The 19,990-nt window shown below is 59.2% G+C and carries 22 protein-coding genes; 9 read left to right on the top strand and 13 right to left on the bottom strand.

Annotation, left to right across the window (positions count from 1 at the left end; all coding sequences use genetic code 11):
- Positions 1-212: 212 nt before the first annotated feature.
- Together PSH69_RS23245 and PSH69_RS23250 are read left to right on the top strand one after the other, a co-directional pair.
- Positions 213-1,244 (top strand): LacI family DNA-binding transcriptional regulator, encoded by a 1,032-nt coding sequence (locus PSH69_RS23245; RefSeq protein WP_305409953.1) that lies wholly within the window; start codon positions 213-215, stop codon positions 1,242-1,244.
- Positions 1,245-1,308: 64 nt separating this feature from the next.
- Positions 1,309-1,941: a glutathione S-transferase family protein gene (locus PSH69_RS23250; RefSeq protein ID WP_305409954.1), complete on the top strand. Its 633-nt coding sequence runs from the start codon at positions 1,309-1,311 to the stop codon at positions 1,939-1,941.
- A 76-nt stretch (positions 1,942-2,017) separates the two neighbouring features.
- Here the strand turns inward: PSH69_RS23250 and PSH69_RS23255 are convergent, their stop codons facing one another.
- Positions 2,018-2,938 carry a LysR family transcriptional regulator gene (locus PSH69_RS23255; protein WP_305409955.1) on the bottom strand — a complete coding sequence of 307 codons (921 nt, stop codon included), beginning with the start codon at positions 2,936-2,938 and terminating at the stop codon, positions 2,018-2,020.
- A 99-nt stretch (positions 2,939-3,037) separates the two neighbouring features.
- Between PSH69_RS23255 and gstA the strand changes: the two genes are divergently transcribed.
- Positions 3,038-3,640 carry a glutathione transferase GstA gene (gstA, locus tag PSH69_RS23260; RefSeq protein ID WP_305409956.1) on the top strand — a complete coding sequence of 201 codons (603 nt, stop codon included), beginning with the start codon at positions 3,038-3,040 and terminating at the stop codon, positions 3,638-3,640.
- Positions 3,641-3,697: 57 nt separating this feature from the next.
- Here the strand turns inward: gstA and PSH69_RS23265 are convergent, their stop codons facing one another.
- The 4 genes from PSH69_RS23265 to PSH69_RS23280 all read right to left on the bottom strand — a co-directional run bounded on the left by PSH69_RS23265 (position 3,698) and on the right by PSH69_RS23280 (position 7,231).
- Complete coding sequence (locus tag PSH69_RS23265) at positions 3,698-4,711, bottom strand: ABC transporter substrate-binding protein (RefSeq protein ID WP_305409957.1); 1,014 nt, start codon at positions 4,709-4,711, stop codon at positions 3,698-3,700.
- Complete coding sequence (locus tag PSH69_RS23270; RefSeq protein WP_305409958.1) at positions 4,708-5,271, bottom strand: sigma-70 family RNA polymerase sigma factor; 564 nt, start codon at positions 5,269-5,271, stop codon at positions 4,708-4,710. The genes PSH69_RS23265 and PSH69_RS23270 overlap by 4 nt, the downstream gene beginning before the upstream one ends.
- Before the next feature lie 158 nt (positions 5,272-5,429).
- The gene (locus tag PSH69_RS23275; RefSeq protein ID WP_305409959.1) at positions 5,430-6,221 is read right to left on the bottom strand and encodes a phosphate/phosphite/phosphonate ABC transporter substrate-binding protein; all 792 of its coding nucleotides are present in this window, start codon (positions 6,219-6,221) and stop codon (positions 5,430-5,432) included.
- A gap of 68 nt (positions 6,222-6,289) precedes the next feature.
- Positions 6,290-7,231, bottom strand: coding sequence for a fatty acid desaturase (locus PSH69_RS23280; protein WP_305409960.1), 942 nt, complete (start codon positions 7,229-7,231; stop codon positions 6,290-6,292).
- A 340-nt stretch (positions 7,232-7,571) separates the two neighbouring features.
- On the opposite strand from PSH69_RS23280, the gene PSH69_RS23285 reads away from it, so the two are divergent.
- Entirely contained in the window at positions 7,572-7,991 is a 420-nt protein-coding gene (locus PSH69_RS23285) for a GNAT family N-acetyltransferase (RefSeq protein WP_305409961.1), read from the top strand.
- 19 nt (positions 7,992-8,010) lie between these two features.
- On the opposite strand, the gene def is transcribed toward PSH69_RS23285, so the two are convergent.
- The 3 genes from def to PSH69_RS23300 form a co-directional block, all read right to left on the bottom strand.
- The gene (gene def / locus PSH69_RS23290) at positions 8,011-8,550 is read right to left on the bottom strand and encodes a peptide deformylase (protein ID WP_018926451.1); all 540 of its coding nucleotides are present in this window, start codon (positions 8,548-8,550) and stop codon (positions 8,011-8,013) included.
- The gene (locus tag PSH69_RS23295; RefSeq protein ID WP_305409962.1) at positions 8,547-9,491 is read right to left on the bottom strand and encodes a YihY/virulence factor BrkB family protein; all 945 of its coding nucleotides are present in this window, start codon (positions 9,489-9,491) and stop codon (positions 8,547-8,549) included. The genes def and PSH69_RS23295 overlap by 4 nt, the downstream gene beginning before the upstream one ends.
- Before the next feature lie 166 nt (positions 9,492-9,657).
- Positions 9,658-9,849: a CsbD family protein gene (locus PSH69_RS23300; RefSeq protein ID WP_018926453.1), complete on the bottom strand. Its 192-nt coding sequence runs from the start codon at positions 9,847-9,849 to the stop codon at positions 9,658-9,660.
- A gap of 201 nt (positions 9,850-10,050) precedes the next feature.
- On the opposite strand from PSH69_RS23300, the gene PSH69_RS23305 reads away from it, so the two are divergent.
- A complete protein-coding gene (locus tag PSH69_RS23305) occupies positions 10,051-10,428 on the top strand; it encodes a hypothetical protein (protein WP_018926454.1) in 378 nt (125 codons plus the stop codon).
- Positions 10,429-10,592: 164 nt separating this feature from the next.
- Here the strand turns inward: PSH69_RS23305 and fadD1 are convergent, their stop codons facing one another.
- On the bottom strand, positions 10,593-12,293 hold the full coding sequence (gene fadD1 / locus PSH69_RS23310) for a long-chain-fatty-acid--CoA ligase FadD1 (protein WP_018926455.1): 1,701 nt from the start codon (positions 12,291-12,293) through the stop codon (positions 10,593-10,595).
- Between the two features lie 356 nt (positions 12,294-12,649).
- A complete protein-coding gene (gene fadD2, locus PSH69_RS23315) occupies positions 12,650-14,338 on the bottom strand; it encodes a long-chain-fatty-acid--CoA ligase FadD2 (RefSeq protein WP_305409963.1) in 1,689 nt (562 codons plus the stop codon).
- A gap of 233 nt (positions 14,339-14,571) precedes the next feature.
- On the opposite strand from fadD2, the gene PSH69_RS23320 reads away from it, so the two are divergent.
- Together PSH69_RS23320 and PSH69_RS23325 are read left to right on the top strand one after the other, a co-directional pair.
- Positions 14,572-15,516: an alpha/beta hydrolase gene (locus tag PSH69_RS23320; RefSeq protein ID WP_305409964.1), complete on the top strand. Its 945-nt coding sequence runs from the start codon at positions 14,572-14,574 to the stop codon at positions 15,514-15,516.
- 43 nt (positions 15,517-15,559) lie between these two features.
- Positions 15,560-16,030 carry a MaoC family dehydratase gene (locus tag PSH69_RS23325; RefSeq protein WP_019581456.1) on the top strand — a complete coding sequence of 157 codons (471 nt, stop codon included), beginning with the start codon at positions 15,560-15,562 and terminating at the stop codon, positions 16,028-16,030.
- Positions 16,031-16,262: 232 nt separating this feature from the next.
- Here the strand turns inward: PSH69_RS23325 and PSH69_RS23330 are convergent, their stop codons facing one another.
- Positions 16,263-16,730 (bottom strand): PA2169 family four-helix-bundle protein, encoded by a 468-nt coding sequence (locus tag PSH69_RS23330; protein WP_305409965.1) that lies wholly within the window; start codon positions 16,728-16,730, stop codon positions 16,263-16,265.
- A 202-nt stretch (positions 16,731-16,932) separates the two neighbouring features.
- On the opposite strand from PSH69_RS23330, the gene PSH69_RS23335 reads away from it, so the two are divergent.
- Positions 16,933-17,169, top strand: a complete 237-nt coding sequence (locus PSH69_RS23335) for a DUF3820 family protein (RefSeq protein WP_007949456.1) — start codon at positions 16,933-16,935, stop codon at positions 17,167-17,169.
- Positions 17,170-17,194: 25 nt separating this feature from the next.
- Positions 17,195-18,376 carry an aminotransferase class V-fold PLP-dependent enzyme gene (locus PSH69_RS23340; RefSeq protein WP_305409966.1) on the top strand — a complete coding sequence of 394 codons (1,182 nt, stop codon included), beginning with the start codon at positions 17,195-17,197 and terminating at the stop codon, positions 18,374-18,376.
- Between the two features lie 2 nt (positions 18,377-18,378).
- Here the strand turns inward: PSH69_RS23340 and PSH69_RS23345 are convergent, their stop codons facing one another.
- Both PSH69_RS23345 and PSH69_RS23350 read right to left on the bottom strand, forming a co-directional pair.
- A complete protein-coding gene (locus tag PSH69_RS23345) occupies positions 18,379-19,104 on the bottom strand; it encodes an intradiol ring-cleavage dioxygenase (protein WP_019581459.1) in 726 nt (241 codons plus the stop codon).
- A gap of 209 nt (positions 19,105-19,313) precedes the next feature.
- Positions 19,314-19,979 carry a bifunctional 4-hydroxy-2-oxoglutarate aldolase/2-dehydro-3-deoxy-phosphogluconate aldolase gene (locus PSH69_RS23350; RefSeq protein ID WP_018926462.1) on the bottom strand — a complete coding sequence of 222 codons (666 nt, stop codon included), beginning with the start codon at positions 19,977-19,979 and terminating at the stop codon, positions 19,314-19,316.
- Positions 19,980-19,990 lie beyond the last annotated feature (11 nt).

The following is a 19,990-nucleotide window of genomic DNA, read 5'->3' on the forward strand; positions in this document are numbered from 1 at the left end:
ACACCTCAGCGCGCAGACAGCGCTACCTTTGCTAGGTAAAACTCTAGTGCAAAAGCAGATGTTGCCGACGCCTTCTTGTCATTTTTGTGGGTTGCAGCATGTTCGTTCTCGATGCCGAAAAGCGAGGATCAGGCAAACCCCGCTCACGCATTTGCAGCTGCATCGAGACAGCGCTACCTTAGTGCCTTGAATTTTGTTTGGCAAGCCGTCCGATGAATACCCCTAAAAACGATAAAAATACACGAACCACTGGCCGTCCTACCCTCAACGAAGTCGCGCGCCTGGCCGGTGTCAGCCCGATTACCGCCTCCCGCGCCCTGCGTGGCGTCAGCACGGTGGCCACCGAACTGGTGGAAAAAGTCCAGAAGGCTGCCCTCGAGTTGAACTACGTGGTCAACCCCGCCGCCCGCGCGCTGGCCTCGGCCCAGAGCCATTCCGTCGTGGTGTTGGTACCGTCATTATCCAACCTGCTGTTCATCGAAACGCTGGAAGCCATTCATCAGGTTTTGCGACCAAAGGGCTTCGAAGTACTGATCGGTAACTTCCATTACTCGCGCGATGAAGAAGAAAACCTGCTGCGCAACTACATGGCTTATCAGCCACGCGGCTTGCTGCTGACCGGTTTCGACCGCACCGAAAGTTCGCGGCGGATGATCGAGGCCAGCAACATTCCCTGCGTCTACATGATGGAGCTGGACAGTGCGGCGGGACTCAATTGCGTCGGTTTTTCGCAACTGGCCGCCGGCGAAACGGCGGCCGAGCATTTGCTGTCACGCGGTCGTAAACGCCTGGCTTATATCGGTGCGCAACTGGATCAGCGCACGTTGCTGCGGGGCGAAGGTTTCCGTCGTGCGCTGCAAAAGGCCGGTTTGTATGATCCTGACCTGGAAGTGCTGACCCCGCGCCCCTCCTCCGTCGGTTTGGGCGGTGAGCTGTTTCTGCAACTGCTGGCCAGTCATCCGCAGGTCGATGCGATCTTCTTCGGCAACGACGACCTGGCCCAGGGCGCACTGCTCGAAGCCCTGCGCTGCGGGATCAAGATCCCCGAACAAGTAGCGATCCTCGGCTTCAACGACCTGCCGGCCTCGGCCCACATGGTCCCGCGCCTGAGCAGCATCAGCACGCCGCGAGAGGCCATCGGCCGGCGTTCGGCGGAGTTGATGCTGACCTTGATGGCCGGTAATTCGGTGGCCAAACCGGTGCAGGACATGGGGTTTGAATTGAAGGTGCGCGAGAGTACCTGATACGCAATCGTCCCTTTGCTCGTGCTAAATTCCCGGCACCTGTAACAGCAAACGGAGAAGCTCAATGGGACATGCGCTGAAGATTTTGGGTCGGGCCTCGTCAATCAACGTCAGAAAGGTCCTGTGGGCCTGCGACGAACTGGGCGTTTCCTACGAACGGGAAGACTGGGGCAGCGGTTTTGCCTCGACCCAGAGTCCGGAGTTTCTCCAGCTCAACCCTAACGCACAGGTGCCGGTGCTCATCGACGAAGCCGGCGTGCTGTGGGAGTCCAACACCATCTGCCGCTATCTGGCCGGCAAATACCAAAACACCGATCTGTTGCCCATCGAGCCGGCGGCGCGGGCTCGCGTGGAACAGTGGATGGATTGGCAAGCCACCGAACTCAATCCGTCCTGGGGCTACGCCTTTTTTGCGCTGGTGCGGCAATTGCCGAACTTCCAGGATCCGCAGCGGATCGCCGATGGCGTTCGCGGCTGGAACGCGAAAATGGGCATCCTCGAACAGCAACTCGCGTCGACCGGTGCGTATGTCGCCGGACCTCGGTTCACCCTGGCCGATATCCTCATCGGCTTGTCGGTCAACCGCTGGCGGATGACCCCGATGGAGCGCCCGGACTATCCCGCCGTCGACGCCTATTGCCAACGACTGGCGCTGCGACCGGGGTTCATGGCACACGCCTGTAATGGCGTGCCTTGATTTCACCAGGGACTGAAACCGGACGGGCGCCCTCCGGCTATCCGTAGCAGCTGGCGAAGCCTGCGTTCGGCAGCTGCTAGAAAGAGAGCATCGTGGCTTGACTCGCCGACTCGTCAGGCGATAACGGACGGTCGGCAAGCATTCCCAACAGCGCCTGCACTGCTGCCGAAGGTTCTTTATCAGGCGCAACCACCAAGGCAAACTCGCGATCGATACGCGGTGTCACCGGCACTATCCGCAAGCCTTGACGATTAGTCGGCAGGGTCATTTCCGGTACCAGGGTCACACCGATGTTCTCCCGCACCAGGGTGAACGCACTGCTCCACTCACGCACCTCGGCCCGCACATCCAGCAGTTGCAACCCGGCATCGGCCGCCAGGCTGCGGGCATTGGTCGAACACCCGCCCGTGGCCAGCACAAAGGGTTGCTCCGCCAGTTCCGCCAGTGAGACGCCCTCTTCATTCGAGCGACGCGCCAAAGGATGGCCACCGGGCAGAATCGCCACCCAGGCATCACGCCCCAAACGCCCGGCATTGCGCGCAGGTGCCGGGTTCAACGCCACACCGACATCCACCAACCCGGCACTGAGCAACGTTTCCACTTCATCGTCGCTGACCTCCAGCGCCACCACTTGAATGCCGGGATACAGCCGATTGAACTGGCGCAACAGTGGCGGCAGGAACGTCGTCAGCACCATAGGGAAACTGGCCAGACGAATCGTCCCGCGCTGGATGCCTTTAGCGGCGTCGACGGTGCTGCGGATGTTTTCCAGGGCACCGAGCATGGTTCGTGCCTGTTCGATCACCGGCAAGCCGATGGCGGTCGGCAAGGTCTGGCGGTTTTCCCGGCTGAACAGCTGAACGCCCAGGGTTTCTTCGATCAAGGCCAGCGCCTGGCTGGCACCGGATTGGGTTATGCCGACCCGTTCGGCAGCGCGGGTAATGTTGCCGGTATCGGCCACCGCCACCACCATTCGCCAATGCATCAAGTTCATCATGGCAGTAGCTTTCCTTATGGCAGTTTTCTGAAAGATTAATTTTACCGAGGGTGCCGCGCACTATGACACTGGCGCAAATCCGCAACCAGAGCCCTGCCCATGAAGTTGTATTACATCCCGCAAGCCTGCTCATTGGCGCCGCACATTGTGCTGCGCGAACTGGAGCTGCCGTTCGAGTTGGTCCGCGTCGACAACAGCAGCAAGAAAACCGTCACCGGCGATGACTTCCTCGCCATTAACCCCAAAGGCTACGTCGCGGCATTGCAGCTGGATAACGGCGATGTGCTGACCGAAGGCCCGGCGATCCTGCAGTACCTGGCGGATCTGCACCCGGAGGCCAACCTGGCACCGGCGAGCGGAACGTTCGAGCGGGTGCGGTTACAGGAATGGCTGAACTTCGTTTCGACCGAGATTCATGGCGGGCTGGGTTGGCTGTTCAATCCGCAGTTTGCGGACGAGGTGAAGGCGCTCATCACAGAGAAACTGTTCAAGCGCTTTGCCGTGTTGAGCCGGACGCTGGAGCGGCAGGACTACTTGATGGCCGGCGGGTTCAGTATTGCCGATGCGTATCTGTTTACGGTGTTGCGTTGGGCTCGGCTGTTTGCGATTGATCTGGATGATTGGCCGGCGTTGGCGCGCTTTCAGGCGCGGATTGATCAGCGGCCGAGCGTGAAAGCGGCATTGGCGGCGGAGTTGGTGTAAGGCTTTAGATCGCTTCGCGGGCTTGCCCGCGATAGCTATCTATCAAACACCGCTGAACTACAAACTCGCACTCACTTTGCTCGCCACCTCACCCGGCACCCAGCCCTTCCACACTTGCGGCTGATCGCGCAAAAACGCTTCGGCGACCTGACGCGGTTGCTGGCGTTTTTCGCTCATCAGCCCCAGGGTCTGGTTCAGCAGATCGATCGGCAAATCGACCTTTTCGAAGAACGCCACCAGGTCCGGGTACTGCGCCTTGAAGGGTGCCGACACGCCGATGGCCAGGTTGGCCGGCATCGAACGCGTGCCCTTGGGGTTCGGATTGTTGGCATCGGCCAGGGTTTTCCAGGCTTGCGCGTCGAACGGTGGCTCTTCGAGTTTCACCAGTTTGAAGCGACCCAACAGTGGCGTCGGCGACCAGTAGTAGAACAGCACCGGTTTACCCCGGCGGATCGATGAAGCGACCTCGGCATCCAGCGCCGCGCCGGAACCGGTGCGGAAGTTGACGTAGCTGGCGGTCAGGTCATAGGCCTTGAGTTTCTGGCTGTTGACGATCTCCGACGTCCAGCCGGTCGGGCTGTTGAGGAAGCGTCCGCGGCTTGGGTCTTCGGGGTCGCGGAATACGTCCTTGTAGCGGGCCAGGTCGGCGACGGATTTCAGTTCCGGCGCCAAGGGCTTAATGCCGCGCTCCGGGTCGCCCTTGATCACGTATTCCGGCACCCACCAGCCTTCGGTGGCGCCTTTGACGGTATCGCCCAAACCAAACACTTTGCCCTCCGATGCCGCCTTGACCCAGGCCGGACTGCGCCCGGCCCACTCTTCGCCGATCACCTGGATGTCGTTCTTGGCCAACGCGGCTTCGAGGCTGACGGTGCTGCCGGGCAAGGTGTCGGTTGGATAGCCATAACCTTTCTCGACGATCAGCCGCAGGATCTCGGTGATCAGGCTGCCGCTTTCCCAGGTGATGTCGCCGAAATGGATGGGTGTGGTTTTTTCTGCGGCGGGAACGTGGCCAGCCACAAGGCTCAGGGCCAGCAGCGAACTGCCGAGCAGGTTTTTGATCGATCTCATGCGGACCTCCGGGTCTGGGGTGTTCGGTTCAAGGACGTTCGGTTCAGGGGTTCGTTGGCGCTGTGCAGCGTGCACAGTGCCAGGGAACGGGTTATGTAGACGCTGACCGAACGCTGGGAAATGCCCAGTTCGGCGGCGATTTGTGGGTAGGTCAGGCCGTCGATTCGCGACAACAGAAACGTTGCCCTGACCTTGCCCGGCAGGCGATCGAGGGTTCGATTCAGGTGCTTCAGGGTCTGGGAGAACTGCGCCAGGTCTTCAGGCGATGGCCCGCCAATCGGGTCAACCGGCAGTAACTGCTCGAAGTGTTGGCGTTCCAGATCCCGACGGCGCCACAGCTGATAAATCAATCGCTGGGCGATGGTGGTGAGTAAGGCGCGGGGTTCGCGAATCGGCGTCAGGCCTGGCGACTCGAGCAATTGCACAAAGGTTTCGGCGGCAATGTCTTCGACACTGGGACTGGTTCCCAGATATCGGCGCAGACGTGCGCACAGCCAGGTGTAGTGGGCGCGGAACAGTCCGCCCACGTCGTTGCGATGGGAAACGTAGGCGCCGGACATAGGGGCTCCTTGGGTTAGGGGTCGCTGAATGTCCGGTGATCCGGTGGCGCGATCCTAGCAAGGAGCCTTATTCGTTAAAAATACTTAAAATTAATTTTTATATTCCATAAATGAATTTACACGAATGACGCCTGATACGTCGCTATCACGGGCAAGCCTCATCGCAACCGCCCATACCCCAGCGCTTCGGCGTCCCGCTGATAATCGAGAATAATCTGATAGTCGCTCTCGCTGGCGGGCAAAACTTCTTGCAGGCCCAACGTCTCGGCGACCTCGGGCAGTTCCTTCAACGTCTGATTCATCACCTGTCGAAGCTGTTCAGCCTGCACGTCAGTGGTGTCCGCCGCCGCGATGTATGGCAACGTCGGACTGAACGCGGTGCGTGCCAATACTCTCAAGCCAGCGACTTCTGCCTGGGCGTGCTGCGCCAGATAGGCGAAGGTCACGCTGTCGATGGCGGCCAGGTCCGCCAGGTCGTCACGCAGCCAACGCAGGCTTTCGCGGTGGCTGCCGCTGATGGCAACACGGGTAAAAAACTGCCCGTCGCGGTGCAACGGCGCCAGTCGGTGACGCAACAGGTTCATGCCACTGTTGGAGTCTTCGCCGTTGATCACACCGCGACTGCCGCGCAAGGCCGACAAGGTCCTGCGAGGATCATCGGCGCGGGTCAGCAACAGGCTGCAATGGTTGCCGCCGCCGCTGTCCGGCAGTTCATAACGAGGACGACCGATGACCCGGACGCGACCGCGCAAGGCTGTCATCAACGGGTAACCGCAGGTTTGGGTCAGCAGCAGGTGCGGGGATAGCCAAAGGTCCATCAGCGACAGCTCTTCGGCATCAAGGCGGGTGCTGCCGAGCTGTTCGAGTATCTGCGACAGCCAACGCTCGTTGGCCTGGTGGATCGGCTCGGGAGCGACGTACATCAGTAATTCAGCGAGGTGTTGTGTCATCGAAATCTTCCCATACAACGAAAGTCCCCTGTAGGAGAGCCTGTGTGGCGAGGGGAACTCATGCGCAATCAGTGAAACGGATGCCGCGGGCTGTCAATCGCCCTCACCCCGTGCCGACGCACCCACTGACCATAACCCTGCACCAGAAACCCGCCACTGCGCGTCAGCCATTGCTCGCGACGCGCGCGGTACACCCGTGGCAAGTCGTACCAAGGCAACCCCGGCAAGTCATGGTGCACCAGGTGCAGATTGAGATTCAGGAACAGCCAGCGCCACGGCCACCCCGCTTCATTGATGACGGTGCGTTGCTCCGGTTGCGCATGCGGACGGTGTTCATAGTAGGAGCGAATCATCGCAATCGACAGCGCCGGCACACTGATCAGCAACAGGTAATGCCAGACCGGCAGTACGCTGGAGCGCGCGATGAACGCCAGCATCAGCAGGGTCAGCGCACCATGGCTCAGCCACATTAACCAGGCTTGGCGCTCACCCGTTTTCAGCCGTTGCAGCTCCTCCCGCGCCAGCGCCAGCAAGGCCAATGGCGCACCGAGGACCAAGCGCCCGAACACGGTTTTGTTCAACCAGTGCAGGCCCTGCTCGAACAGCGAACTGCGCTGCCACTGTTCAGCGCTCAGGTAACGGCTTTCCGGGTCGCTACCTGGGATGGTCAGGTCTTCGTCGCGGTGATGCAGCAAATGGCTGTCGCGGTACAAGGTGTAGGGATACCAGACCGCAAACGGCGCATAACCGAGGACTTTATTCAGCATTGGCCAACGGGTGGGATGACCGTGCAGCAATTCGTGCTGCACCGACAACCACAACACCAGCAGTGGAATCAGCAACAACGTGCTCCACCAGAGCCCCAACCGGGCACTGCCCAGCACAATACTGAACCAGCCGACGTAAACGCCGATCAGCAACAGCCAGGTCGGCCACTCGGTGCGAGCGGTGAAACGTTGGCGCAGGGTTTCGATTTCTTCACGGTGGGCAGCGTCGAAGTAATGGGGCATGGCTTTGCTCAGAACGGGAACCAGTCCCCCTCTGTGCAACGGCGCCGGGATTTCTTGCAGATTGTTTGGTTATTTCGATAGACGCAAAAAACAGGAGCCCGAGGACTCGGGCTCCATGGACGCGGGATCAGTGGCCGAACACATTCACCTTCTTGGCTTTCTTGTCCGCGCGTTTTTCAATTGCGGTTTTCGCCGGTTTTTTCTTCGCGGCTTTCTTTGATTCCATACCTTTGGACATGATGCGTACTCCACTAACAGGGGATGTGAGATCAGGTATACACCTATCCCGGCGCGCGTGTTCTTTTATAATCTGCGCCCTGCCCACCGACTGTCCGAGCCCATGCCCAACACCCAGTACACCTTGCTCGACGAGCCATCATGGCCGTTGATGAACAAGTTTTACCGCGCCCACCAATCGTCGATGAAAGCGGTGCGAGACGCTCAATTGTGGGTCGCAAGACGTGAAGAGATCATCGCGGCGCTGTGTTTGCGGCCGGTGGCCGGCGGGCATTGGCTGACCGGGCTGTTTGTCGACCCGAGCTGTCGCGAACAAGGAATCGCCGCGACGTTGATCGCCCACGCCGTCAAGCATCTTGAAGAGCCGGTCTGGCTGTTCTGCCATCCGGATTTGCGTGGCTTTTATGAGCGTCGCGGCTTTACCTTCGACCCGCCCCTGCCCTACGCCCTGGCCGAACGGTTGAGCCGTTATGCGCGCAGCAAGCCGATGATTGCCATGGGTTTGCAACCAGGTTCGGCATGAACAGCGATCCTTTAGCGATTCAATCGTCCGCCGCAGGATCAAGGTCCGGGAACATCACTTCGGTAAACCCGAACTTGCTGAAGTCGGTGATGCGCGAGGGGTATAACCGGCCGATCAGGTGATCGCATTCATGCTGCACCACCCGTGCATGAAATCCCGAGGCAATGCGCACGATCGGCTCGCCCTTGGGATCAAAGCCTTCATAGCGAATCTGCTGATAGCGATCCACCGCCCCGCGCAGGCCCGGCACCGACAGGCAGCCTTCGAAACCCTCTTCGAGGGTCGGGCTCAAGGGCGTGATCAGCGGATTGATCAGAATTGTCTGCGGCACCGCTTCGGCGTCCGGATAGCGCTCGCTGTGCTCGAAACCGAAGATCACCAGTTGCAGGTCGACACCGATCTGCGGCGCGGCCAGGCCGACCCCGCCGACGCTTTCCATGGTCTGGAACATGTCATCGATCAGTTGCCACAATTCGGGGCTGTCGAACATTTCTGCCGGCACCGGTGGAGCAATGCGCAACAGGCGTTCATCGCCCATTTTCAGAATTTCACGGATCATTTTATGACTTCGTCAGTGGTCGGCTTGATTGAGTGATCTCGTCCCAGCCCCGAAACATGGTGCTTGGGCTCTTCGGGCACCTTTTCGCCAGGTTTCTTGCCTTCGGACGACATATGCTCGATCACCGCGTTCATCTCCGCACCGAGCAGCAGCACCGCGGCAGAAATGTAGAAGTACAGCAACAACACGATGATCGCGCCGATACTGCCATACATGGCGTTGTAGTTGGCGAAGGTTTTGACGTACAGACCGAAGCCCAGCGAAGCGACAATCCAGACCACCACGGACAGCACCGCACCCGGGGTGATGAAGCGAAACTCTTGTTTGACGTCGGGCATCACGTAGTAAATCAGCGCCACCGCCATCATCAACAGAATCACGATCACCGGCCAGCGCGCGATGGTCCAGACGGTCACGATGAAATCTTCAAGGCCCACTTGCGAAGCAATCCAGGCCATCACCTGCGGCCCGAGCACCATCAACGCAGCGGCGGCCAGCAGCATGCCGGCGATGCCGATGGTGTAGAAAATCGACAACGGAAAACGCTTCCACACCGGACGGCCTTCAACCACGTCGTACGCGGCGTTCATCGCACTCATCATCAGCCGCACACCAGCGGACGCGGTCCACAGGGCGATCACAATACCCACCGAGAGCAAACCACCCTTGGATTGCTGGAGCTGGTCGATCACCGGGTTCACCTGCTCCAGCGCCTGGGGCGGCAGCACCAGTTCCGATTGCAGGCGCAGCCAGGAGAAGAAGTCCGGCAAGTGCAGGAAGCCGATCAGGGCAATCAGGAACAGGATGAAAGGGAACAGCGAGAACAGCATCTGATAGGCGAGCGCCGAGGCATAGGTCGACATCTCGTCGGCGACGAACTCGGTGACCGTGCGCATCATCACGCGATGCAGGGGCAGACCTTTCATGGTCGGGAAAAACATTAGCGTCTCGCCGCAAAAAAGTTGAAGTCATGGCGACTCATGGGGCCGTTTTCTACAACAAAGTAGCCTACTTGGCGACTTTGAAACAATTTCCTTGCTCAAGTTCAAGCTGACACAAAAACGGCCATCCGCGGATGGCCGTTTCTGTTACTCGTCAAAGACCGGATCAAGCCTTGTCGATACCTTTTTTAAGAGCATCCTTGACCTTACCGATCGCTTGCTGGGCTTCGCCTTTCTGTTCCTGCCTGACGCCTTCGGCGCGCATTTTGTCATTACCGGTGGCCTTGCCGACGCCTTGCTTGACGTTGCCGACCGCTTCGTTTGCCATGCCTTTAACTTTATCGCCAGTGCTGCTCATGGTATGTCTCCTGAGAACATTTCAACGGGGAAAGTCGTTACATAAGGGTGGACCGAAAGCCTTTGCGCGGAGTTTCATTTATTTCCCAACAGAACATTTCATCGCGCAAGGCAGGTTAGGCTTTATGTTTGCAGGCTTTGCCCCGAGAATGCGCAACGTATTCAGGCCATGGCGCTGAAGATCCAATCCCGTAGGAACGTTATGAAACTCGATAAAAAGCAGGCCATTGCCCGCAGAAACCAGGAACTTGGCGGTGCCGTGCTTGGCGTCAACAACTGCCATTTCACCGAATTGAACCGTAACCGCAACATTTTCTGGTTCGATATCCCGGTTGCGCGCCTGGCCATTGGTCAGTACGAATGGATTCACTTGCTGATGCACACCCCGGACACCGACGAACTGCTGCACCTGAAAGTGCCGACGGTATTCCTGCGCGAGAAGCTGGAAGGCCTGGTGGTGCGTAACCAGGGTAAACGCAAGGCCGCCCTGAGCCTGGAGCTTAGCGCCGACAAGGACTCTTACCTGCAGGATATGCGTCCGGCGGGCACCAACGTCAATTTCGCGCAGTTCCGCCAGTAAGCCCCCCTGTAGATCGTTCCCACGCTCTGCGTGGTAACCGCAGCCCGGGATGCTCTGCGTCCCAGCATCGGACGCGGAGCGTCCGTGGCGGCATTCCCACGCGGAGCGTGGGAATGATCAGTCAGGCAACAAAAAGCCCCGCATCTGCGGGGCTTTTTGTTTGATCAGGCGCTGACTTTCTTCACGCCCAGCTTTTTCAGCTCTTCGTCGCGCAACTCGCGGCGCAGGATCTTGCCGACGTTGGTGGTTGGCAGCGCGTCGCGGAACTCCACGGCTTTGGGCACCTTGTAGCCGGTGACATTGGCGCGCATGTGCTCCATCACCTGTTCCTTGGTCAGGGTCACGCCCGGTTTGGCAACGATGAAGATCTTGATCGCCTCCCCCGACTTCTCGTCCGGCACGCCGATGGCAGCGCATTGCAGCACGCCCGGCAGGGTCGCCAGCACGTCTTCCAGTTCGTTGGGGTACACGTTGAAACCGGAGACCAGGATCATGTCTTTCTTGCGATCGACAATGCGCATGTAGCCATCGGGCTGAATCAGTGCGATATCACCGGTCTTCAACCAGCCTTCGCTGTCGAGTATTTCATCGGTGGCTTCCTGACGCTGCCAGTAGCCCTTCATGACTTGCGGACCTTTCACACACAGTTCACCGATGCCGCCCAACGGCTGCTCAACGCCGGCATCGTCGATGACTTTGCACCGGGTCGACGGCACCGGAATACCGATGGTGCCGATCTGGATGTTCTGGCTCGGGTTCACCGTGGCCACCGGGCTGGTTTCGGTCATGCCGTAACCTTCGCAGATCGGGCAGCCGGTGACCGCTTTCCAACGTTCAGCCGCGGCCAGTTGCAAGGCCATGCCGCCGGACAAGGTGATTTTCAGGTTCGAGAAATCCAGCTTGCGGAACGCTTCGTTGTTGCACAACGCGACGAACAGCGTGTTCAAGCCGACGAAACCGCTGAACTTCCACTTCGACAGTTCCTTGACCATCGCCGGCAAGTCGCGCGGGTTGCTGATCAGGATATTGTGGTTGCCGATCAGCATCATCGCCATGCAATGAAAGGTGAAGGCATAGATGTGGTACAGCGGCAGCGGCGTGATCAGGATCTCGCAACCTTCGTTGAGGTTGGAGCCCATCAGCGCCTTGCACTGCAGCATGTTGGCCACCAGGTTGCGGTGGGTCAGCATCGCGCCCTTGGCTACGCCGGTGGTGCCGCCGGTGTATTGCAGCACCGCCACGTCGCTGCTGGCCGGGTTGGCTTCAACCACTGGCTGGCCATGGCCTTTGCTCAACACGTCGTTGAATTTGATGGCCTTGGGCAAGTGATACGCCGGGACCATCTTCTTCACGTACTTGATGACGCTGTTGATCAGCAGACGCTTGAGCGGCGGCAGCAGGTCGGCCACTTCAGTGACGATCACGTGCTTGACGCCGGTTTTCGGCACGACGGTCTGTGCCAGATGCGCCATGTTTGCCAGGCAGACCAGGGCTTTGGCACCGGAGTCGTTGAATTGGTGTTCCATTTCCCGCGCGGTGTACAGCGGGTTGGTGTTGACCACGATCAGCCCGGCGCGGATGGCACCGAAGACGGCGACCGGGTACTGCAACACGTTGGGCAATTGCACGGCGATTCGATCGCCCGGCTGCAAATCGGTATGCTGTTGCAGGTAAGCGGCAAAGGCACCGGACAATTCGTACAGCTCACCGTAGGTGATTGTCTTGCCCAGGTTGCTGAATGCCGGTTTGTCAGCGAAGCGTTGGCAGGATTGCTTCAACACTGCCTGAATATTCGGGTACTCGTCTGGATTGATCTCGGCAGCAATTCCAGCTGGGTACTTATCCTTCCAAAAGTCTTCGATCATGGAAGCCCACTCCTCAGCAACGCGAATTCAACACCGCATTTGATGCGATTATTATTGGTGTTTGTCTATTGGTGAATCTGGCTTTACATAGGCCGAGAAGTCACAAAGCGCGCCGAGAGTAGCAGCTTTGCCAAGGGCCGACTAGAGCCTAAATAGGCCCCCACAGTCACTTTGGTGACTCAAGAATGGCAAGCAGTCATTTTAGAGCAAAAATCCTATACCACCCTGAAAGCCGCTGAATTCGCGGCTTTCAACGCAAAAGATCGCAGCCTTCGGCAGCGCCTATAGAGGAATGCGATCCCCGCAGGAGCTGCCGAAGGCTGCGATCTTTTGGCATCACCTCGGTCTACGACCGTTTATGCGATATCCCGCAACTCCCGCCGCAAAATCTTGCCCACCGGCGTCATCGGCAACGACTCACGCAACACGATGTGCTTGGGTACTTTGTACGCCGTGAAGTTTTCCTTGCAGTAAGCCTTCAGCTCTTCAAGGCTGACCCCCGACTCACGGGCTACCACAAACAATTTCACCGCCTCCCCCGAACGCTCGTCCGGCACGCCGATCACCGCACAGTTGGCAACTTTCGGGTGGGCCATCACCACGTCTTCGATCTCGTTCGGGTACACGTTGAAGCCCGAGACGATGATCATGTCTTTCTTGCGATCGACTATACGGACGAAACCGTCCGGGTCGATCACCCCGATGTCACCTGACTTGAACCAGCCGTCGGCATCCAGCACTTCGGCGGTGGCTTCGGGTTTGAGCCAGTAGCCCTTCATGATCTGCGGGCCCTTGATGCACAGTTCGCCGCGCTCGCCCAACGGCTGCTCGACGCCTTCATCGTTGATCACTTTCAGGGTCGTGCCCGGCACCGGCAGGCCAACCGTGCCGATGCGCGACTTGTCGCCGTAAGGGTTGGTGCAGGCCACCGGCGAGGTTTCGGTCAGGCCGTAACCTTCGGTGATCCGGCAACCGGTGAGCTGTTCCCAGCGCTCGGCGGTGGCCTTGACCAGCGCCGTGCCACCGGAGTTGGTGAGTTTGAGGCTGGAGAAATCCAGGGTCTTGAAATCGGGATGGTCCATCAGTGCGACGAACAGCGTGTTGAGCCCCAGAAGCAACGAGAACCGCCAGTTCTTCAGTTCCTTGATGAAGCCCTTGATGTCCCGTGGATTGGTGATCAGCACGTTGTGGTTGCCGGTCACCATCATGCACATGCAGTTCGCCGTGAAGGCATAGATGTGGTACAGCGGCAGCGGCGCGATCATCACTTCCTGGCCTTCGCGCAGCAGCGGTTGACCATCGGCACCCAGCTGACTGAGGCATGCCCGCGCCTGCTGCATGTTCGCCACCAGGTTGCCGTGGGTCAGCATCGCGCCCTTGGCCAGCCCGGTGGTGCCGCCGGTGTATTGCAACACGGCGATGTCGTCGAGACCGACGTTCAGCGGTTTGACGCCCAGGCCCCGGCCCAGACGTAGCGCACTCTTGAAGGAGAGGGCCTGGGGCAGTGAATAATCCGGGACCATTTTCTTGACCTTGGCGACCACGGTATTGATCAGCCAGCCCTTGGCGCTGGGCATCAGGTCGCCCATCTTCGCTTCGATCAGGTACTGGATGTCGGTGTCGGGCAACACTTCCTGGACCTTCTGTCCGAACACGTTCAGGTACACCAGCGCCCGGGCACCGGAGTCCTTGAACTGATGACGCATCTCCCGCGCGGTGTACAGCGGGTTGGTGTTGACCACGATCAGCCCGGCGCGCAAGGCGCCAAACACGGCAATCGGGTAATGCAGAACGTTGGGCATCTGCACCGCGATGCGATCCCCCGGCACCAGGTCGGTGTGGGCTTGCAGGTAACCGGCGAACGCAGCGCTGTAACGTTCCAGTTCAGCGTAGGTCAGGGTCACGCCCATGTTGCTGAATGCCGGGCGGTCAGCAAATTTCTTGCAGGAACGCTCGAACACCTCGATCACCGACTTATAGGCCCCAAGGTCGATATCCAGGGGCACGCCGGCCGGGCGTTTGTCATTCCAGAAATCAGGTTGCATTGTTCTTGTCCTCATTACCTGAATCTATCCGGGGCCGCTTTTTCTATCACTTCTGAAAAGCGGTGCTTCCCGGACACTAGCAGCTATGGTGAATCAGGCAAATATGCGCACGGTCCTCATTGATCCCGTGAATCTTGCTGCCCCGGCGCGGCCTGATCAGACGGCGCGCGCGGGATGCGCTATACAATGCAACGACGCCCATGCCGCATGCAGTCCCATGCAAAGGAATCGCCATGATCCATGACACTTTCTGGCTGACCGCGAGCGACCGCAGCCGCCTCTTCGTCAACCAGTGGCTGCCGGCTGCGCCCCTCAAAGCCGTGATCCTGCTGGCCCACGGCATGGCGGAACACAGCGGTCGCTACGCTCGCCTGGCAGAAAAGCTCTGTGAACAGGGCTACGGTGTTTACGCACCGGACCTGCGTGGACATGGCAAAACCGCTGAAAACGGCACCCTGGGCCACTTCGCCGACAACGATGGCTGGGGCAAAGTGGTCGGTGACCTCGCCAGCCTCAACCAACATATCGGCCAACAGCATCCCGGCACGCCGATCGTGCTGTTGGGCCACAGCATGGGCAGCTACATCGCCCAGGCTTACTTGCTGCACCACAGCGCCAGCCTGCACGGGGCGATTCTCAGCGGCTCGAACTTCCAGCCCGTGGCGCTCTATCGCGTAGCGCGGCAGATTGCTCGTCTCGAACGCCTGCGCCAGGGCCCCAAGGGCCGCAGTGCATTGATCGAATGGCTGTCGTTCGGCTCGTTCAACAAGAAGTTCAAGCCAGCTCGCACCTCGTTTGACTGGCTGAGCCGCGACCCGGCCGAGGTCGACAAATACGCCAACGACCCGCTCTGCGGCTTTCGCTGCACCAATCAGCTATGGATCGATTTGCTCGGTGGCTTGCAGCAAATCAGCAAAGCGTCCAATCTCGCCCAGATCGATCCGGGCCTGCCGCTGCTGGTGATTGGCGGCGAATGTGATCCGGTGAGCGAAGGCAAGCGTCTGAAAGATCTGGCCCACGCCCTGCGCGACGCTGGCTGCCAGAGCCTGCACTTGAATATTTACCCGCAGGCCCGGCACGAACTGTTCAATGAGAGCAATCGCGATGAAGTGACTGCCGACGTGCTGAACTGGATCGCCCAGGCCTTGAGCAACCGTCGGCCACCCAGAGCCGAATAGTTTTTTTGTGGATTCATTTAATTCGTCACAGGAATCGAGACAGATGACCCAGGTTACCAACACCCCTTACGAAGCCCTCGAAATCGGCCAGACCGCCAGCTACAGCAAAACCGTCGAAGAGCGTGACATTCAGTTGTTCGCCGCGATGTCCGGCGACCACAACCCGGTGCACCTGGACGCCGAATTCGCCGCTGCCTCCATGTTCAAGGAACGCATCGCCCACGGCATGTTCAGCGGCGCGTTGATCAGCGCGGCGGTGGCTTGCGAGCTGCCTGGGCCGGGGACTATTTATATCGGTCAGACAATGAGCTTTCAGAAGCCGGTGAAGATTGGCGACACGCTGACTGTGCGCCTGGAAATTCTCGAGAAAATGCCGAAGTTTCGTGTGCGCATCGCCACTCGAGTGTTCAACCAGCGTGATGAACTGGTCGTGGATGGCGAGGCGGAGATTCTGGCGCCGCGTAAACAGCAGACCGTGACGTTGCCGACGTTGCCGGCGATCAGCATCGGCTGATTCATCACTTCCTTGTGATGAGAGGCCTTCCCTGTGGCGAGGGGGCTTGCCCCCGTTCGACTGCGAAGCAGTCGTAAAACCTGCTACCGCGTTTAATCAGGTCAAATGCGGCGCCTGTTTCAGGGACGCTGCGCACCCCAACGGGGGCAAGCCCCCTCGCCACATAGGAGACCCACAGGCTGGGTACAAAAAAACGCCAGACTGGCTGGCGTTTTTGATGGGTAACGAACGCTTACGAGCGTGCGCGAGCCTGGTTGCGCAGGGCTTTCACCTGATCGTGGTTGCGTTGCACACCGTGGTACTGGCGTTCAACGATGTCACGAATGCCCACCAGATTGTACTTGTTGATTTTATCCAGTGCGTCCTTGTAAGCCTTCTTCGCATGGTCTTCACCGCGTTCGGCTTCGTTCAGCACCGCCTCTTCATCCTTGCCGGTGAACATCGCCTTCACATCCACCCAACGACGGTGCAGATCGCCGCTGACACTGGTGGAGGTTTCCGGATCACCGCCTAGAGAACGCACAGTGGCCTGCAGTTCGGCAGCGGCAGTGGCGCAATCGGCGGAGCGTTGAACGAACAGGTTTTTCAGTTCTGGATTCTTGATGTCTTCAGCGCAAGTCTTGAACCCTTCCTGACCGTCTTTACTGGTTTCAATCAGGTCGTTGAGTACAGAGATCGCTTCTTTGTTGATGTCGGTCATTTTTCAATTCCTTGCGGTTGATGAAAGATGCAATCAATCGTTGCACCCTGCATGCCAGCTTTGAATTGAATTTTTTTACTTATATTTCAATAAGTTAATCTTTAGGCGAAATCTGTATCCGCTTCTTTTGCATGATCTGTCAATTGGCCTGCATGCAGAATGCCTGTATTTTCCAGACTGCTTTGAATCAAGACGACTGATGATGAATCCCGAAAAGCTCGAACTGCTGATTACCCGCGAAATGCCCTTCGGCAAGTACAAAGGCCGGATCATCGCCGACCTGCCCGGCCAGTACCTGAACTGGTTCGCTCGCGAAGGTTTCCCTCACGGTGAGTTGGGCGGTTTGCTGGCGTTGATGCAGGAAATCGACCACAACGGTCTGTCGGAACTGCTCGAACCGCTGCGCGCCAAGCACGGCAAACCTGCCCCTCGTCACTGACCTGCCCTTCTGACCGAGTATCCCCATGCCCGATAACGCCCGCCGTGCCCGTGATGAAGCCTTTTGGCAGACCTTTGCCGACCGCTACGCTGTCGAACCCGGCCCCCTGAACCTGGAGAACGGTTACTTCGGGCGCATGTCACGCACCGTGGTCGAGGAGTATCAGCGCAACATCGAGCTCATCAACCGCGGCAACTCGGTGCATGTGCGCCAGCGCTTCGAACAGGGCGAAAGCGTCAAGATTCGCGCGCAGCTGGCCAAACTGATCGGCGCCCCGGCCGAAGCCGTCGCCTTCACCCGCAATGCCTCGGACGGCCTGCAATCGCTGATCCGCAACTACAATCGCCTGGAACCGGGCGACCAGGTCCTGCTGTGCGATCTGGAGTACGACACGGTCAAGAGCGCGATTCGTTGGCTGGCCCGCTATCGAGGCGTGGAAGTGATCGAGATCGAGCACAGTCACCCCGCCAGTTTCGACAGCTTACTGGCCACGTACCGCGAAGCGTTCGTGCATTATCCACGACTGAAACTGATGGCCCTGACCCACGTCACCCATCGCACCGGCCTGGTGATGCCGGTGCAGGCGATTGCCGCTGCCGCCAGGGAGCATGGCATCGATGTAATCCTCGACGGCGCCCATGCCCTGGGCCAGATCGAGTTCAATCTTGATGAACTGGGCATCGCCTTTGCCGGCTACAACCTGCACAAATGGATCGGTGCGCCGCTGACTCTCGGCTTCATTTACATCGCGCCCGAGCGCTTGGCCGACATCGACCCGGACATGGGCGAAATGCATTTCCCGGTCACCGACATTCGTGCCCGCACGCCGTACAGCACCCCGAACATCCCCGCCCTGCTGACCCTGCCGCTGGTGCTCGAAGAACATTGCGCCATGGGCGGTTCTGTCGCCAAGGGCGCACGACTCAACTACCTGCGCAACCGCTGGGTCGATGCCGTTTGGGCGTTACCGGGGATCGAAGTCATGACCCCGGATGACCCACGCCTGTATTGCGGCATCACCTCGATGCGCTTTACCCGGCATGCCGACCAACAAGTGATGGTCGAGCGCCTGCTCAACGACTACAACCTGTTTACCGTGGTGCGCAGCGGCGCGGCATGTGGCCCATGCATCCGCATTACGCCGGGGCTCACCACCACCGCAGCCGACATGGATGGGCTGGCCCGGGCGCTGAGTGAATTACGCTGACGTCACACGGTGTACTTGTCGAAGTCCTCGGGCTTGATTTGCGATGACACCGCAAACGTATCGACGCCGATGGTCATGTGCCCGAAAAAGCCGTCTTCATTCGAGTCTCGACCGATGGTATGAATGTTCAGGGTCGAGGCCTCGCCTCCCATGCGCTGATGAAACATATCCTGCGCATTGGTCAGCGGTGAGACGGCTCGACCGCTGTACTCACGGGCGTTGAGCACTGACCTTGATGCGACCTCGGGAAAGTAAAGCTGGCCGACCCAGGCGACGTGCCGCTCTTCCAGATAGTTATTACCGGCCGTGATGCGTACCGCGACGTGAATGTGCAAAGCGCGGCCGGCATAGAACCCCGGATAAATCGTGGTAAACCGCACGATGCCCATTTTGTCGGTGAATTGCCCACCACGCAGGTAGGTATCGTCGTCGGTGCGCGGGATCGACCCGATATCATCCACATCGACTTCCTTATCCGGGTTGACCTTGCTCCAGCCCGAATACGCCCCGCGCGCATTGCAATGCCAGATATCGACCAATGCCCCGGTAACCGGTTGACCGGTCATGGCATCGATGATCGTGAGCCGCAGCACCAAGGGAATGCCGTCCATGCCTTCGCTGACGTTTCGCCTGATCAGTTTTGGATTTCGAAAATACGGACCGGCGATCTGCTCGGGTGACAGTTGATAAACCGGTAGTGGGGATGCAGCCGAGGTGTTGTCGTCCATGACGTTCTCTCTTCCATAAGATGAACGCAGGTTAACGCTGGACGTGCGGCGAGATGCGATAACTGTGTATCGCGTGATGTCGGTCCCACAAAGAGCATTTCGACAGTCATAGGGATTTTCACCAGGCAAAAAAAAACGGTGCACCGACCAAGCGCACCGTAAAGCCGTAGAACACACAACGAAGTGTTTGGTAAATCCGGTAAATCAGATCAGTCCAGCAGCGCCAACGCCTCGGCGGTGCACTCCTGGATGCGGGCCCAGTCGCCGTTCTTGATCCACTCGGGGTCAAGCATCCAGCTACCGCCCACGCACATCACGTTCTTCAACGCCATGTAGCTCTTGATGTTGGCCGGGCTGACGCCGCCGGTCGGGCAGAATTTAACTTCGCCGAACGGGCCGCCCAGGGCCTTGATGGCCGCGACGCCACCGCTGACTTCCGCCGGGAACAGCTTGAAGCGGCGATAACCCAGGCAATAGCCTTCCATGATGCCGGAGGCGTTGCTGATGCCCGGCAACAGCGGAATCGGGCTGGCGACACTGGCTTCGAGCAAGTCACGGGTGATGCCCGGCGTCACGATGAATTGCGAACCGGCGGCTTCGGCAGCGGCCAGCATGCTGCGATCAAGCACCGTACCGGCACCGGTCACCAGCTCCGGACGCTTCTCGCGCAGGATCTGGATGGCCTTGAGGCCGAACTGCGAACGCAGGGTCACTTCCAGCGCCGTGAGGCCACCGGCGGCCAGGGCGTCGGCCAATGGCAGCACGTCCTGTTCGCGAGCGATGGTGATCACCGGCAGGATCCGCGCCTTGGCGCAGAGGCTGTCGATCAGGGCAACTTTGTCCGCCATGGAAACGGTCGGGGATGTGTTTGTCATAGCGGCTGATC

Source organism: Pseudomonas sp. FP1740 (assembly GCF_030687165.1).
Classification (GTDB): domain Bacteria; phylum Pseudomonadota; class Gammaproteobacteria; order Pseudomonadales; family Pseudomonadaceae; genus Aquipseudomonas.

Excerpts from the sequence above, each read along its gene's own strand:
- PSH69_RS23245 (WP_305409953.1), top strand. The coding sequence starts at position 213 with ATGAATACCCCTAAAAACGATAAAAATACACGAACCACTGGCCGTCCT.
- PSH69_RS23250 (WP_305409954.1), top strand. The coding sequence starts at position 1,309 with ATGGGACATGCGCTGAAGATTTTGGGTCGGGCCTCGTCAATCAACGTC.
- PSH69_RS23255 (WP_305409955.1), bottom strand. The coding sequence starts at position 2,938 with ATGATGAACTTGATGCATTGGCGAATGGTGGTGGCGGTGGCCGATACC.
- gstA (WP_305409956.1), top strand. The coding sequence starts at position 3,038 with ATGAAGTTGTATTACATCCCGCAAGCCTGCTCATTGGCGCCGCACATT.
- PSH69_RS23265 (WP_305409957.1), bottom strand. The coding sequence starts at position 4,711 with ATGAGATCGATCAAAAACCTGCTCGGCAGTTCGCTGCTGGCCCTGAGC.
- PSH69_RS23270 (WP_305409958.1), bottom strand. The coding sequence starts at position 5,271 with ATGTCCGGCGCCTACGTTTCCCATCGCAACGACGTGGGCGGACTGTTC.
- PSH69_RS23275 (WP_305409959.1), bottom strand. The coding sequence starts at position 6,221 with ATGACACAACACCTCGCTGAATTACTGATGTACGTCGCTCCCGAGCCG.
- PSH69_RS23280 (WP_305409960.1), bottom strand. The coding sequence starts at position 7,231 with ATGCCCCATTACTTCGACGCTGCCCACCGTGAAGAAATCGAAACCCTG.
- PSH69_RS23285 (WP_305409961.1), top strand. The coding sequence starts at position 7,572 with ATGCCCAACACCCAGTACACCTTGCTCGACGAGCCATCATGGCCGTTG.
- def (WP_018926451.1), bottom strand. The coding sequence starts at position 8,550 with ATGATCCGTGAAATTCTGAAAATGGGCGATGAACGCCTGTTGCGCATT.
- PSH69_RS23295 (WP_305409962.1), bottom strand. The coding sequence starts at position 9,491 with ATGTTTTTCCCGACCATGAAAGGTCTGCCCCTGCATCGCGTGATGATG.
- PSH69_RS23300 (WP_018926453.1), bottom strand. The coding sequence starts at position 9,849 with ATGAGCAGCACTGGCGATAAAGTTAAAGGCATGGCAAACGAAGCGGTC.
- PSH69_RS23305 (WP_018926454.1), top strand. The coding sequence starts at position 10,051 with ATGAAACTCGATAAAAAGCAGGCCATTGCCCGCAGAAACCAGGAACTT.
- fadD1 (WP_018926455.1), bottom strand. The coding sequence starts at position 12,293 with ATGATCGAAGACTTTTGGAAGGATAAGTACCCAGCTGGAATTGCTGCC.
- fadD2 (WP_305409963.1), bottom strand. The coding sequence starts at position 14,338 with ATGCAACCTGATTTCTGGAATGACAAACGCCCGGCCGGCGTGCCCCTG.
- PSH69_RS23320 (WP_305409964.1), top strand. The coding sequence starts at position 14,572 with ATGATCCATGACACTTTCTGGCTGACCGCGAGCGACCGCAGCCGCCTC.
- PSH69_RS23325 (WP_019581456.1), top strand. The coding sequence starts at position 15,560 with ATGACCCAGGTTACCAACACCCCTTACGAAGCCCTCGAAATCGGCCAG.
- PSH69_RS23330 (WP_305409965.1), bottom strand. The coding sequence starts at position 16,730 with ATGACCGACATCAACAAAGAAGCGATCTCTGTACTCAACGACCTGATT.
- PSH69_RS23335 (WP_007949456.1), top strand. The coding sequence starts at position 16,933 with ATGAATCCCGAAAAGCTCGAACTGCTGATTACCCGCGAAATGCCCTTC.
- PSH69_RS23340 (WP_305409966.1), top strand. The coding sequence starts at position 17,195 with ATGCCCGATAACGCCCGCCGTGCCCGTGATGAAGCCTTTTGGCAGACC.
- PSH69_RS23345 (WP_019581459.1), bottom strand. The coding sequence starts at position 19,104 with ATGGACGACAACACCTCGGCTGCATCCCCACTACCGGTTTATCAACTG.
- PSH69_RS23350 (WP_018926462.1), bottom strand. The coding sequence starts at position 19,979 with ATGACAAACACATCCCCGACCGTTTCCATGGCGGACAAAGTTGCCCTG.